Raw genomic sequence first — 13,351 nt, 5'->3', positions numbered from 1 at the left:
GAAGCCGGCGGCGAAGGCCGCCGGTTTTGAGAACGACAGCGCGTTCAGACCTCTCCGCCGTCATCCTCGGGCTTGACCCGAGGATCCATGATCACGCCGGGTTGTGGATCCTCGGGTCAAGCCCGAGGATGACGGGAGAGTGGAGGGAGCCTCGTAAATATTCTCATCGGCGGTCAATGCCGGTGTTTCTCCAAATTCAGCGAAAGGCACAACCATGGTGACGGTCAGGCTCATCGGCGTCAGCGACAAAAAGGACAGGCCGCCCCGCAGCTTCGCGCTGCCGCAAAAGCTTGTGTCCTATGTGCAGGCCGCCCCGCTTCTGCTGATCCTCGGCTTTTTCTTGGCTTTGCCGATCCTCATGATCGCCGTCGTCAGTTTCTGGGATTACGATTTCGCCCAGATGTATCCCGACTTCGTGACCTTCAATTATCTGGAAACGCTCGGCTCGTGGGTCACCTGGCAGACCTATCTCAACACCCTGAAATATGCCGCCGTGGTCTGGGCCATAACGCTGTTCTGCGGTTTCTGGGTGGCCTATTTCCTCGCTTTCCATATCCGCACCACCACGATGCAGATGGTGCTGTTCCTCGTTTGCACCGTGCCCTTCCTGACGTCGAACATCATTCGCATGATTTCCTGGATCCCGGTTCTGGGACGAAACGGTCTCGTCAACAGCGCGCTGGTCGGCACCGGCATTATTCCCGAGCCGATCGAATGGCTGCTTTATTCGGACTTCGCCGTGGTGCTGGCCATGGTGCATCTCTATACGCTGTTCATGGTCACGCCGATCTTCAACACGCTGATGCGCATCGACAAATCGCTGATCGAAGCGGCGCGTGATGCCGGTGCGACGGGCTGGCAGACGCTCAGCAACGTCATCATTCCCCTTGCGAAGCCCGGCATGGCCATCGGCAGCATCTTTGTCGTCACGCTGGTCATGGCCGACTTCTCCACGGTTCAGGTCATGTCCGGCGGCCAGAGCGCGTCGGTGGCGCTGATGATGAAGAACCAGATGTCGCTGCTGCAGTATCCTGCCGCCGCCGCCAATGCCGTCATCCTGCTCATCCTCGTTCTTCTGATGGTCGCGGGCATCCTGCGCATCGTCGATATCCGCAAGGAGCTATAGTCCCATGCATCAGGAAAAACGCGGCCGCGAATTCTATATCCTCGCCTTCTTTTTCGCCCTCTTCGTGCTGTTTCTTTACGGCCCGTTGTCGGCCATCCTCATCCTCGCCTTTCAGGGGCCGAATGGCGGCCTGACCTTCCCGCTGAACGGCGTTTCGCTGCACTGGTTCGGCAATCTCTTCGAACAGCAGGCGGTCGGCGATTTCGGCGGCTCCTTCCGCCGCTCCTTCGGCCTCGGGCTGATGGTCATGGCCGTCACGGTGCTCGTGTCGCTGCTGGCGGGCCTTGCCTTCCGGCGCAGGTTCATCGGCGCGACGCCGCTATTCTACCTGTCGGTCGCCAGCCTGGTGGTGCCATCGATCATCATTTCGCTCGGAATTGGTGTTCTTTTCCAGCAGCTTGGACTGGAACCTTCATGGTATACATCAGCTTTCGGGGCACATCTCACCTGGACGCTGCCCTTCGGCGTACTCATCATGCTCGCCGTCTTCAACCGCTTTTCGCCGTCCTATGAAGAAGCTGCCCGCGATCTCGGCGCGTCTTCCTGGCAGACCTTCGCCCATGTGGTGCTGCCGATGATCGCGCCGAGCCTGATCGGCGTCGGTCTGTTCGGCTTCACGCTTTCTTATGACGAATTCGCCCGTACATTGATGACGTCAGGCACCTACAACACGCTGCCGCTGGAAATCTACGGCATGACCACCAATGTCACGACGCCGGTGCTTTATGCGCTCGGTGCTGTTACAACCCTGTTTTCCTTCCTGGTGATTGCGGCCACGCTTGGCCTGATCGTTACGCTCAATCGCCGCCATTCACGCGGATAAAGAAACGTAAAATGCGCATTCTCGTCATCAATCCCAATACCACGCAATCCATGACCGCGACCATCGCCGACGCCGCGAGGCGGATAGCCGGCCGCGATACGGAAATACTGGCCGTCACCTCGTCCATGGGCCCCGTCTCCATCGAAGGTTATTACGACGAGGTTTTCGCCGTGCCCGGCCTCCTGCTGGAGCTTGCAAAGGCCCCGGCGCTGGGAGCCGACGCGGCGGTCATCGCCTGTTTCGACGATACCGGGCTCGATGCGGCCCGCGCGCTCGCCGATATTCCCGTTATCGGCATCTGCGAGGCGGCGGTCTCCGCCACCGCCTTCATCGCGCAGAAATTCACCATCGTCACAACGATGGAACGCTCACGGCTGCCTCTGGAACATCTCGTCCACCGTTACGGCATGTCCGCCCGCTGCAACGTGCGCGCTGCCGATATTCCTGTCCTGTCGCTGGAAGATCCCGGCTCGAACGCCCGCGAAAGGCTGCGGGAGGAAATCTCGCTGGCGCTGAAAGAGGACAGGGCGGAGGCGATCGTGCTGGGTTGCGCCGGCATGGCCGACCTTGCCGCCGAACTGCGCGATGAATTCGGTGTACCGGTTGTCGATGGCGTCGCGGCGGCCGTCAAACAGGCGGAATCGTTGGTGTCCATGGGGCTGTCAACCGCAAAGCGCGGCGCTTATGCCACGCCACTTGTCAAACCCTATCACGGATTGCTGGAGGTATTCCGGCCGGACAGGCTCTCCGGAGTATCGGGAGATTGAGATCGTGAGGTTTTCACTATCTCCGACCACAAAATGACGAATGCCAGCTGATAGGCCAGATCGCGCTGGACGTTGTGCAATGTCAGATCGCTCAGAACTATTCTTGATCCATTTCTCTTCAGCATGTTCAGCCGCTCGGCCCTGGCAAGCATGGCCGTGACGTGAGCGCGGCTGATCCCATAGGCCCGTGCCGCCGCCTTGCGGGAGAACGCGCAACCCGTCGCATCGCAAGCGCCTGTTTTCGCGGCCGACAGCAAGTCCAACAGGATGGGGAAACCGGGCGCATGCCCAAGGAACATCCGCATCTCCTCCGAAAGAAAAGACAAGTCCTGCGCGTGCCGCAGTGACCAGCTCACACCGTCGATAACGGCGTCTGTTCCGATAGCCTCTTCGTCTGATGCCTCCATTGCCGGGGAGATTCCCCATGGCGAAGCCGCGGTGAGATAGGCCGTGGCGAGCGTCTCGATTGCCGCAATGAGCCAGCCATTCAGGCTCCACGGCCGCTCGCGATTATCGCCGCCTGGCGGGTGCCGCTGCGCTGTATCTTCCAGTTCCAGCCAGTCGATCAATGCGCGTGTCCTGCGGCTGGATGCCCAGCCAGGTGGAACGACAACTGCCTGAACCGCCGCCAGCGTAAATTGCCCGCCATGAACAGATCCGAGGCCGACGGCGCACATGACGGTGGCGAAAGCGCCGAAGTCTCCGAACGCGCGGACGAGGCGCTGCTCCTGTTTGAAGACGGCCGATATGTGGGTGCAAAGATGGGTGACAGCATCACCAAAGGCGTCATCGTTCAGGATGCGGTTCGCAAGTAAGCCCAGCCTCTCTCGAAGCACGTCCGGCTGAGACCGGACGAAGTCCCTTTTGGGGTGCGTCTTTGAAACTGGAGCGCCTGCTTTTCCGGATACCTTTCTCCCGTGGTTTTTTGCTCTTCGCTACTTTATGGCGAATTCGAAAACGTGAGTTCTGCTCGCTGACGACGGCTGCTTGGGGCAGGCGTGACAGCCGAAAGGTTCCGCTCCGGAAGATGCGTGCATTTTGTTGCACTCCCCCGAGGCTCTGTTGCGCGGTATTAAAAAATACTCTCATAAATTGAATGTTAAGGGGCGCGTTAAAATGTGTTCCCTTTTGAGACGGTTTGTGAAGGTGACGCTGACAATGACATTATCTACTGTTTTTATTGCATAATTTAATGAAGCCATGGATGCGAAATCTTTCGTCCATTTGCCGTGAATACAATCTTTGATGGTTGCTTTTTAGGCATTGACGGCGTCGCGAAAGATGCATCCGAAACCACATGACACCCGAATGTTACTGCCATGTCTCTGGCACGGTCGGCAGCGATGCCGGGCGGCGTGTAGAGCCCGTCATGCCTTTTATTCATCCCCAATTCTCCAGAGGAGGTTGAAATGATGCAACTTAAACATGTTTTTCTTGCCGGCCTTGCGGCCATCGCGATGCAATTCGATATTCCGTCCATGGGCCAGCCGGCCCTTGCGAACGCGGCCACCCTCACCACCGAACAGGTGGCGGATTTCCAGTCGAAACTGGAGCAGGCGGAAGCGAGCCGCGAGCTGCTCGGCCGCCGATCCGTGTGCCTGATGGAGCATCTGACGGCGCAACAGCAGCTCAGCGCCGACCGCGAGAAGGCGCTGGGGCAGGCCATGTACCTGCAGATCGAGCTGGAGCGGCAGGTGGTGCAGTCCGAAACCAGCGTGAAGGGCTATGAGGAGCTGGTTCAGTCCGAGAGCGAGAACGTCAGGACGCGTCAGATCGCCTTCGAAAAAGCCCGGAGGGAAATGGACGAACAGGCCAAGAGAGTAAAAATATGCAGCGGGGTCCTCTTCTTCCTGCCGGGAATCTGCCAGGCCGGTGACGCTGCGGTCAAGGCGTTCGGCTGGATGAAGGATGCGGAGAGGGAATACCGCACCGCGCAGCCACGTCTGGACAACGCCCGGGCGGCTCTTGAAGGCGTTCGCAACCAGCTCGAAAACAATCGCCGCCAGCTTGCGGCGGCACAGCAGAGCCACGCGGAAAACCAGAAGGCGGTGAAAACTCTGGAAGAGCAGATCACCAGGCTCAAAGCCACGATCTCCACCATCAACGTCAAGGTTCAGGACTTCAACATTCAGGTCGGCAACTTCACCAGTGCTCTCAAGGAAGCGAGCGAGGTCAATCCTGACGACGCGAAAATACGTCAGGTTACGCGGCTGTCCACCGAGATCGACGGCCTGACCAAAGACGTGCCGCAGTTCATTTCCTCCACCGAGGCCGGACTGCCGGACGACGCGAAGAAGCAGTGCGGATCGTGAACGATCAATCCCATGACTCTCCGTAACCACCCATCAACAGGAGCATGAAAATGAACAATGTCGTGACTTTCGAAAGCCGGACCGCCCAGATCAACAGCGCAATCGACGCCGGCGTCGATGCGATCGTTTCGCAACCGAATTTCAGCCTTCCCAAGTCGGATACGGCGCTTGTCCGGTCCTATGTCGATAAGATCCAGGGAACCTATGATGTCGAGCGCGCCAAGCGCGACACCGACAATGCGATTGATCTGCTTTACATCGCCTACAACACAACACCGCAGGAAAACGGCGATATTCGCGTCCGCATCAGCGCTATCATGAACAGGCTGATCACGTCGCAGCAGAAAAGCGAAATAGTCATGAAGAACGCGATGGAGGCGGCCACCCGCATCGGCCTGTCCATCGCCGATCTTTTCCCGGACTGGCTCGATGTCAGGGAAGAAAACGATCAGGCCGAAATAAAGGCATTCGTCTCCAACGATCTGATAAAGCTCGCAACGGGCATCCGGGACAGGGCGCTCAGCGTTCGAGACGAGCTTCTTGCCCTTGCTGCGACCTATGACGCCATCATCAGGGACACGGCCCAAACCACGGATATGAGCGAAACAGCCTTGAGCAAACGCCTCGCCGATAAAGCGGTGATGGAACGGGAAATCCGGGAGGCGGACGCACGACGGGAACAGCTTGAATCGCTTGTCAACGATCTCAAGGAACAGGTTGCGGCATTCGAAAAGAAGGCTCGGGAATATGAGCAGCGGGCCAATACGGCCGAGCAGCGTGCTTTTGTCATGTCGATCGTCCGGGTCGGCGCGCAGATGATTTCAAGCGCGATTCCCGCCATTGCCATGGTGGCGGGCGGTCCCGCCTCCATGCTGGCCTCGTCGGTTGGCGGCGCGCTTTCGGGACAGTCCAAGGCCGGACAGGATACGGACGGGCAGGGGCAGGGCGGCGGCTCCCGCACCCCGTCAGGCGGCGGAAGCAAGGCCGATGCGGCCGCCAAGCAGAGCGAGCTTTCCGAAAAGAAAGCCGAGCTTCGCAAGAGCGAGGAAAAACGCGACGCTCTGAAGGGGGATGTCAAGTCGCTCGAGGACGCCAAGGCAAAGCTTGCGGAGGACGCGGAGAGCGCCGACCCCAAATCGAGCAAGGCCATCGAGCTTGCCGAACTCGATAAACGTCTGGCTGCACGCGCCGCAGAACTCAAGGCGCAGGAAGAAAAGATCGCCGCTCAGCAAACGGTTATTTCCAGCCTGCAGGCCTCGCTCGATGCTTTGGACAAGGGGCTGGGCAAGCTTTCCGAAGAGCAGCAGCAGCAGGCGGCCAGCCTGCGCGAAATCCAGATGCAGATGATCGACAAGGCGGAGGCCTATGAGAAGGAGCGCCGTACCCAGGCGGCCGAGCTCATCAGGATCAACGCCCTCCTGAAGGGAAAGCAGGCAGAGGATGACAAGATCAAGCTTGCGGTGCAATCGCTCAATGTCAGCATTTCGGCGCTGAAACGCATGAAGGAAATCGTTGAAGAAATAGCCTTCTTCTTCAAGGGCTTCGCCGATTTCATGCAAGCGGTTGCAGATGATGCCCAGCATCAGATCACCGGCATTGAAAATGTCGCCGGGCAGGAGACGCTGCGAAAGAACCGCTTCGCGCAGCTCATCCGTTCTGTCGACGAGTTCTTCGTCAGGCAAACCGCCCAGTGGCACGCGGTGGTGATCGTCTCCGACCGCTTCAACCGCAGCTTTGCCGAAGGATGGTCGAAGCTGAACAAGTTGCAGGGCGGATATATCGACAGTGCCAATCTGCCGGCCTATCTGGCAGGTGTCGCGGAGAAGCTCTCGGCCATCGTCGCCGAACGCGAGGCCGCTGCGGACGCAAAAATCGCGTCGCTGCAGGCCTATCGTCAGGATCTGAGCAAGACCGCCTGATCCCCTGAGACCCTGCCGTTCCCTTTCCGGCCCGGCAGGAAGCGCATCCATGGTCTCAGCCGGAATCGTCCCCCTTGGCATGGATCATGGGCATGTCCTGCCGGCGCATATGCCGGCAGGACGGCCGCCGGAACTTCGACATTCACCAAATCAACGACGGGCACCGGGCCGCCATCGAAGCGCCCCATGCCGCGTCATTTTCAGAAAGGAGAAGACCATGCCGACAGTCAATAACCCTCCCGTTTTGGTGCCTCAGGACACCGCCGCCTGGTGCTTTGCCGCCGTCGAGCAGATGGTGCGGGCCTATCGCGGGCTTCCTGCGGCCACGCAATACGACATTGCGAGACGCAATACCGCAGCGCTCGCGACCGTCGATCCGCAGGTTCAGGAACGCTGGGAGCTGGCGCAAGTTCTGGATCAATCCGCCGGCATCCTTGAACTGGGTGGGGCAAATCCGAACAGCAATATCGTCAAGCTGGTGTCCAGCCAGTGGAACGCCTTCGATCACACCACGACCGGCGGCCATTTCGTCAACGGTCTGACGGCCGATATCGTCAGGAGCGAGATCGATAACAACCGCGTCTTCGTGATCGGAACCGAATACCATTATTACCTCGTCTACGGCTACACTGTGAACGGCAAGGATCTCGAACTGCATATTCTCGACCCATGGCCGGCCGGGCGGGGCGGGGCCAGAACGCGCCTCGGCCTGCAGGAATTTTTGGGCATGCCGGCCCGCGTCGCCATTACCTTCGGTTAGGCCGGCAAGCCGAACACTGACCACATTCCCATCGATTGCCGGAGATATTCCGGCACCCAATCAACACAGAATCCCACCATGCGATCCCGCACGTCAACGTCCGGAAACAGGTGGCTCATGTCCAAAAAAGGAGACAAACATGCCAATTCTCAGCAATTTCGTGGTCAAGCATATCCGGCCCTTTGGTGAAGCGGGCTATGACGCTTTCGGCAATGCGCAGACCATCGAATTCCTCTCAAGCCTCGGCCTCAGCACGGGGGATATCACCAATATCTTCGCGGCATGGCGCCTGGCGGCCCTGGCCGATCCCGTCGGCGAGAGCAATCTTCTCGTTGCCGCGGCAAATGCGCTGGCGCAGGCGCGATGGGAGAACCTCTATGAGACCCAGATGAGCACGGTGCTGTTCCTCGATGATGTCCAGCTTGAATCCCTCAGCCATCTCGAGCCCGGTCCGAACCGCAACTTTTCGTGGCGGTCGCCGACCCCCATCGCCGCCGCGGTGACCATTCACAACGGCAGCAACAGGCATCACATCATCTGGGAGGCAACGGGTTTTTCCGGCGGCACGGATGAAAATGGCTGGATTTCGCACTTCACCGACTTATTGCCGACCGAGCGATAGGCCCTTCGTCGGATAATCGCCAGACGACGCCGGAAAGTTATCGCAACTTTCCGGCGTCCCTGCCGCCAGCCCCTTCATATCCCTGTCATAATGGTGTCTGATACCGAAACCGTCTTGAGGCCGATATGTGTTGACGAATAACCGTTGCACGCAGGGAGTTCTTTCGTGAAATCGTCAACACGAACCATAGAGACCGAAGTGCGCAGCCAGAGGCACGGCACGCCCGGCGAGGTTTTTGCGGCCTTCCTGAAGCTCGGCGTCACCTCTTTCGGCGGCCCCATCGCTCATCTCGGTTATTTTCGCGATGAGCTGGTCGTGCGGCGCAAATGGATCGATGAGGCCGGTTACGCCGATCTTGTGGCGCTGTGCCAGTTTCTGCCCGGCCCGGCCTCCAGCCAGGTGGGGTTTGCGCTGGGGCTGCTGCGCGCAGGTCCGCTCGGCGCGCTGGCGGCCTGGACGGCATTCACATTACCATCCGCCATTCTCCTCCTTCTCTTCGCCATGGTCGCCGCCTCCATCGATGGGCCGGTCGGCACCGGCCTCCTGCATGGGCTGAAAATCGTCGCCGTCGCCGTCGTCGCGCAGGCGGTCTGGGGCATGGCGAAAAGCCTCGCGCCGGATCGTGAACGCGCCAGCATCGCGCTGGCCGGCATCGTCTGCGTGGTGTTTGTCGCCGGCGCCTTCGGGCAGGTTCTGGCGCTTGCCATTGGCGCCGTTGCCGGGCTTGTCTTCTGTCGTTCGGATGCCGCGGGGCAGGCCACCCATCTCGCCTTCCGGGTGCCCAAAAGCGTCGGATACGTAGCGCTTGCCGCCTTCGCCCTGCTTCTCGCCCTCCTGCCGCTGCTTGCGGCTGCGGCAGCTTCACAGGGCCTCTCCTTGTTCGACGCCTTTTATCGCGCAGGCGCGCTCGTCTTCGGCGGCGGCCATGTGGTGCTCCCGCTGCTGCAATCCGAAGTCGTCGCCACAGGCTGGGTTACGGAAGATGCCTTTATCGCGGGTTATGGCGCAACCCAGGCCGTGCCCGGCCCGCTCTTCACCTTCGCCGCCTATCTCGGTGCGGTGGTGGGGCCGCAGCCCAACGGTGTTGCGGGCGCGGCGATCGCCCTTGTTGCGATCTTCCTTCCCGGCATGCTGCTGCTCGTCGGCGCGCTGCCCTTCTGGGAAGGGTTCCGCAAGCACCTTCTGGCGCAGGCTGCCATGCGTGGCGCAAATGCCGCCGTCGTCGGCATTCTCGGCGCAGCGCTTTATGATCCGGTCTGGACAAGCGCCATCTTCACCCCGAAGGATTTCGCCCTGGCGCTGACAGGCTTCATCCTGTTGACGATCTGGAAAACGCCGCCATGGGCCGTGGTGGTCCTCTGCGCGGCCGGCGGCGTTCTACTTGCCTTGATATAGTCGTCATACTGCGGTGCCCATGGTCTCGAACATCCAGTCGGAGAAGGCCTGCATGGCGGGTGTGGGCGGTTTCGATTGCAGCCGGGTCAGCCAATAGCTTCCGAGCGAAATGGTAACCGGAAAAGGCTGGATGATTGCACCGGAGGCGAGATGCCGCGAAAACATCGATGGCGGCGCCAGCGCCACGCCGAGCCCCTGCAGGGCGGCTTCCATCATGCCCAGAGACGTGTCGAAAACAATGCCTGCATTCACCTGTGCTGCAGGCGTTACGCCGGCGGCCGCAAACCAGTTGCTCCATTCATCGGCCCTGTAGCTGCGCAGCAGCGTCGCTTCCATCAGATCGGCGGGCGTTTTCAGCGTCTCCGCCAGTTTCGGGGTGCAGAGTGGGGAAAGAGGCGCCTCGAATAGTCGAAAGGCATCCGTGCCGTGCCAGGAGCCCTGGCCGAAACGGATGGCGAAATCCAGCCCTTCCGCCGCCATATCGACGCGGTTGTTATTGGTGGAAACCCGCAAATCGATGAAGGGATGCTGCTTTTGAAACGCCTGCAGCCGTGGCAGCAGCCAGCCCACGGCAAAGGTTCCCACGACACCCAGAAACAGCAGCTCGCGCACCTGTCCGGCCTCGATCCGGTCGAGCGTCGTCGCCATCTGGTCGAAGGAGCTGGTCACCGTCGGCAGCAGGGCCTCACCTTCGGCGGTAATTTTCAGCCCGCGTGGAAGCCGCTGAAACAGCGCAACCCCCAGCCGCTTTTCCAGCCCCTTCACCTGCTGGCTCACGGCCGCCTGCGTCACGCACAGTTCGATGGCCGCGCGGGTGAAGCTCAGGTGCCGGGCGGATGCTTCAAAGGCCCGCAAGCCGTTCAGGGGAAGAAATTGCCGAACCATTCAAGACCTAGATTTTCTTGTGTCTCTTCCGAGATATCATGATTTGTTCGTGCAATGTAGGGCAGTTAAACGTTTTTCGCTGGGGATGGCGAACAAGCCGAAAATCCACTCAAGGTTTTGGAGAATGCAAAAGATGAAACTTAATCGCAGACATATCGCACTGGCTGCGTTGCTCTCGACGAGCCTGTTCACGGAGGCCTTTGCCGCCGATGAAACGAGGCTGAAAGCGATAACGGATGCCGCGATCAAGCCGGTCATGGAGAAGAACGGCATCCCCGGTCTTGCCGTTGGTATCAGCGTTGATGGTCAGAGCCACATCTTCACCTATGGCGTCATGTCCAAAAGCACGAATGAGCCCGTGACCCCGCAGACGCTGTTCGAACTCGGCTCCATCTCCAAGACATTCACCGTCACGCTCAGCACCTATGCCGAGATAAACGGCCAGCTCTCGCTTTCCGGCAAGGTCGAAGATTATCTTCCTTCCATGAAGGGCAAGCCTTTCGGCGATGTCACGCTGATGCATCTCGGCACCCACACTGCCGGCGGCTTTCCGATTCAGGTGCCCGACAACATCAAGACGGAACAGCAGTTGCTGGCCTATCTCAAGGCCTGGAAACCCTCCTACAAGCCCGGAACGCACCGAAGCTACGCCAATCCCAGCATCGGAATGCTGGGATACATCACCGCAAAAGCCATGGGGCAGAGCTTTGATGGCGCCATGCAGGACACGCTGTTCCCCGCGCTTGGCCTGAAGAACACCTTCACCGTGGTGCCCAAGGCAAAGATGGGTGACTACGCGCAGGGTTATAAACGAACCGGCGAACCAGCCCGCATGACGCCCGCCATTCTTTCATCCGAGGCCTACGGCGTCAGATCGACAGCGCAGGACATGATCCGCTTCGTCAACGCCAATATGGGCCTTGAAAAGCTGGACGGAAAAATCCAGCAGGCGCTCACCAACACCCATACGGGATATTTCAGCGTCGACGCCATGACGCAGGATATGGTCTGGGAGCAATATGCCCATCCAACGCCGCCTAAGACGCTGCGAGAGCTGAATTCCGGTGCGTTGCTCAAGACCGTTCCGGCTTCTGAAATCTCTCCGCCGATGAAGCCGCGTCAGGATGTCTTCATCAACAAGACCGGCTCCACCAATGGTTTCGGCGCCTATGTGGCGTTCATCCCCAGACAGAAATTGGGCATCGTCATTCTGGCCAATAAAAACTATCCCAACGAGGAACGTGTCTCCGCGGCCTATGAGATCCTGACGACGCTTGAAAAGGCGGAATAGGAAGCGGCATTTCGGTGCTCCTCATTGCGACGCGGGAACTCGTTACCCTCGCGCCATTCGCACCGGTCACCCCGGAGGCGGGTGGTGCCCGCGCCGTCATCAGGCCATCACGCTTCGGTTCTAAGGGTGGACGATGCACTCTCGTTACGTCCTCCTTCTCATTGCTCTTACCCAGATAACCGGCTGGGGTGCGGTTGGCATCCTGCCCGTCCTGGCCGGCCCGGTCGCGACAGAATTTGCGACCTCCCTGCCATCGGTTTTCGTGGGAACCTCTGTCATGTTCGCGGCAATGGGGCTTGCCGCGCCTTGGGTGGGTCGCGCGTTCCGGCGGTTCGGTACGCGGCGTGTCATGGCGACCGGTGCCGGCATCATGGGATTGGGCCTGTTCCTGCTCGCCCTGTCTGTGAACCTCGCCATGTTCTGGATGAGCTGGGCGTTGACGGGACTTGCCGGCGCGATGTTCCTCACAACGTCTGCTTATGCCTATATTGCCGAATATGCAGCGGACAGGGCGCGCAGCCTGATTGGAACGCTGATGCTGGTGACCGGACTGGCCGGCAGTATCTTCTGGCCGATCACCACGTTCCTCGATCACGGGCTGGGATGGCGCGGCGCTGTCTCCATTTACGCCGGCATCATGCTCATGGTTGTCTGCCCGCTGGTGTTTTTTGGCCTGCCGGTCACCGATGGAGCGGCTCAGCCCACGGCGAGACCGGGCAGCGAGAGAAGAGGGCGGGTTTTTATCTTTCTGGTCACCGCCATCGCCTTGAACAGCTTTGTCACCTTCGGCGTCGATGCTCTTGGCATACAGCTTTTGCAGGCGATGGGAATGGAGCTTGCCGGCGCCGTTGCGGTCGCCTCCCTGCTCGGTGTTTTCAAGGTTGGAGGGCGCGTCATTGACCTCGCGGGTGGACAGAAATGGGATGGGCTGTCCACGGCGGTCATATCGGGGGTGATGATCCCCATGGGCCTCACCGCAATCTGGCTCGGAGGGGCGGGATTTCTGTCTGTGGGCGGTTATCTTGCGTTGTTCGGTATCGGCAGTGGCGCCTTTGCCGTCGCGCGGGCGACCATGCCGCTGGTGTTTTTCGAAAAGTCTGATTACGCGGCTGCAATGGCCACCATCGCCCTGCCGATGAACCTGATCAACGCCCTGGCTCCGCCGGTGCTGGCGGCGTTGATGGGCAGTATCGGCCCACACGCGGTGTTTGCCGTGCTCGGTATCATGAGCACAGCGGCATTGGCGGTCCTGCTGCGGTTGAACGGTATGAGGGCGAAGCCAGCCCCGGCTGAATAATCATTTGGGACGGTATCGCGAATGTCGCGTTGCGGTCCCCAAAGGAAACCTCGGGTCAAAACGACGGGATGCTATGGCACGAGGAAAGCCAGGGCAGGCAAGGTGGCGCGGCTTCAACCTTCACGACTACACTTCGCCGCCAATCCGCCTCAAA

Annotated in this window: 13 protein-coding genes; 11 read left to right on the top strand and 2 right to left on the bottom strand. The window is 59.9% G+C overall.

The features are described 5' to 3' along the window. Nucleotides 1-214 precede the first annotated feature (214 nt). From MRBLRC7O_RS14735 to MRBLRC7O_RS14725, 3 genes are read left to right on the top strand one after another with little or no spacing between them, the layout of a single operon-like run. Nucleotides 215-1,126, top strand: a complete 912-nt coding sequence (locus MRBLRC7O_RS14735) for an ABC transporter permease (protein WP_003508215.1) — start codon at nucleotides 215-217, stop codon at nucleotides 1,124-1,126. 4 nt (nucleotides 1,127-1,130) lie between these two features. After that, nucleotides 1,131-1,949, top strand: a complete 819-nt coding sequence (locus MRBLRC7O_RS14730) for an ABC transporter permease (protein ID WP_026372407.1) — start codon at nucleotides 1,131-1,133, stop codon at nucleotides 1,947-1,949. Nucleotides 1,950-1,960: 11 nt separating this feature from the next. After that, complete coding sequence (locus tag MRBLRC7O_RS14725) at nucleotides 1,961-2,716, top strand: aspartate/glutamate racemase family protein (protein WP_080866705.1); 756 nt, start codon at nucleotides 1,961-1,963, stop codon at nucleotides 2,714-2,716. Here the strand turns inward: MRBLRC7O_RS14725 and MRBLRC7O_RS14720 are convergent. Continuing rightward, complete coding sequence (locus MRBLRC7O_RS14720) at nucleotides 2,659-3,285, bottom strand: hypothetical protein (protein ID WP_080866704.1); 627 nt, start codon at nucleotides 3,283-3,285, stop codon at nucleotides 2,659-2,661. The genes MRBLRC7O_RS14725 and MRBLRC7O_RS14720 overlap by 58 nt on opposite strands. Nucleotides 3,286-3,363: 78 nt before the next feature. Here MRBLRC7O_RS14720 and MRBLRC7O_RS14715 point away from each other — a divergent pair, with 78 nt between their 5' ends. From MRBLRC7O_RS14715 to chrA, 6 genes are all read left to right on the top strand, one after another. Further along, complete coding sequence (locus tag MRBLRC7O_RS14715; RefSeq protein WP_155272865.1) at nucleotides 3,364-3,531, top strand: hypothetical protein; 168 nt, start codon at nucleotides 3,364-3,366, stop codon at nucleotides 3,529-3,531. A gap of 594 nt (nucleotides 3,532-4,125) precedes the next feature. After that, nucleotides 4,126-5,028, top strand: a complete 903-nt coding sequence (locus tag MRBLRC7O_RS14710; RefSeq protein WP_107677477.1) for a hypothetical protein — start codon at nucleotides 4,126-4,128, stop codon at nucleotides 5,026-5,028. Between the two features lie 50 nt (nucleotides 5,029-5,078). After that, nucleotides 5,079-6,947, top strand: coding sequence for a hypothetical protein (locus MRBLRC7O_RS14705; RefSeq protein ID WP_003508220.1), 1,869 nt, complete (start codon nucleotides 5,079-5,081; stop codon nucleotides 6,945-6,947). A gap of 217 nt (nucleotides 6,948-7,164) precedes the next feature. Further along, nucleotides 7,165-7,707, top strand: a complete 543-nt coding sequence (locus MRBLRC7O_RS14700; protein ID WP_060723484.1) for a hypothetical protein — start codon at nucleotides 7,165-7,167, stop codon at nucleotides 7,705-7,707. Nucleotides 7,708-7,846: 139 nt separating this feature from the next. Continuing rightward, on the top strand, nucleotides 7,847-8,329 hold the full coding sequence (locus tag MRBLRC7O_RS14695) for a hypothetical protein (protein WP_087745469.1): 483 nt from the start codon (nucleotides 7,847-7,849) through the stop codon (nucleotides 8,327-8,329). Nucleotides 8,330-8,494: 165 nt separating this feature from the next. Beyond that, entirely contained in the window at nucleotides 8,495-9,724 is a 1,230-nt protein-coding gene (chrA, locus tag MRBLRC7O_RS14690) for a chromate efflux transporter (RefSeq protein ID WP_111798448.1), read from the top strand. 3 nt (nucleotides 9,725-9,727) lie between these two features. Here the strand turns inward: chrA and MRBLRC7O_RS14685 are convergent, their stop codons facing one another. Next, nucleotides 9,728-10,609, bottom strand: a complete 882-nt coding sequence (locus MRBLRC7O_RS14685) for a LysR family transcriptional regulator (protein WP_111821038.1) — start codon at nucleotides 10,607-10,609, stop codon at nucleotides 9,728-9,730. A 133-nt stretch (nucleotides 10,610-10,742) separates the two neighbouring features. Between MRBLRC7O_RS14685 and ampC the strand changes: the two genes are divergently transcribed. Next, nucleotides 10,743-11,900, top strand: coding sequence for a class C beta-lactamase (gene ampC / locus MRBLRC7O_RS14680; RefSeq protein ID WP_367727474.1), 1,158 nt, complete (start codon nucleotides 10,743-10,745; stop codon nucleotides 11,898-11,900). 133 nt (nucleotides 11,901-12,033) lie between these two features. Then, nucleotides 12,034-13,197 carry an MFS transporter gene (locus tag MRBLRC7O_RS14675; RefSeq protein WP_060723480.1) on the top strand — a complete coding sequence of 388 codons (1,164 nt, stop codon included), beginning with the start codon at nucleotides 12,034-12,036 and terminating at the stop codon, nucleotides 13,195-13,197. Nucleotides 13,198-13,351: the final 154 nt, after the last annotated feature.

This window comes from Agrobacterium radiobacter (assembly GCF_040801995.1).
In the GTDB taxonomy this organism is placed as follows: Bacteria; Pseudomonadota; Alphaproteobacteria; order Rhizobiales; family Rhizobiaceae; genus Agrobacterium; species Agrobacterium radiobacter.
Note: the sequence above shows the minus strand (reverse complement) of the source record. Positions and strands in the feature narration are given on the sequence as shown.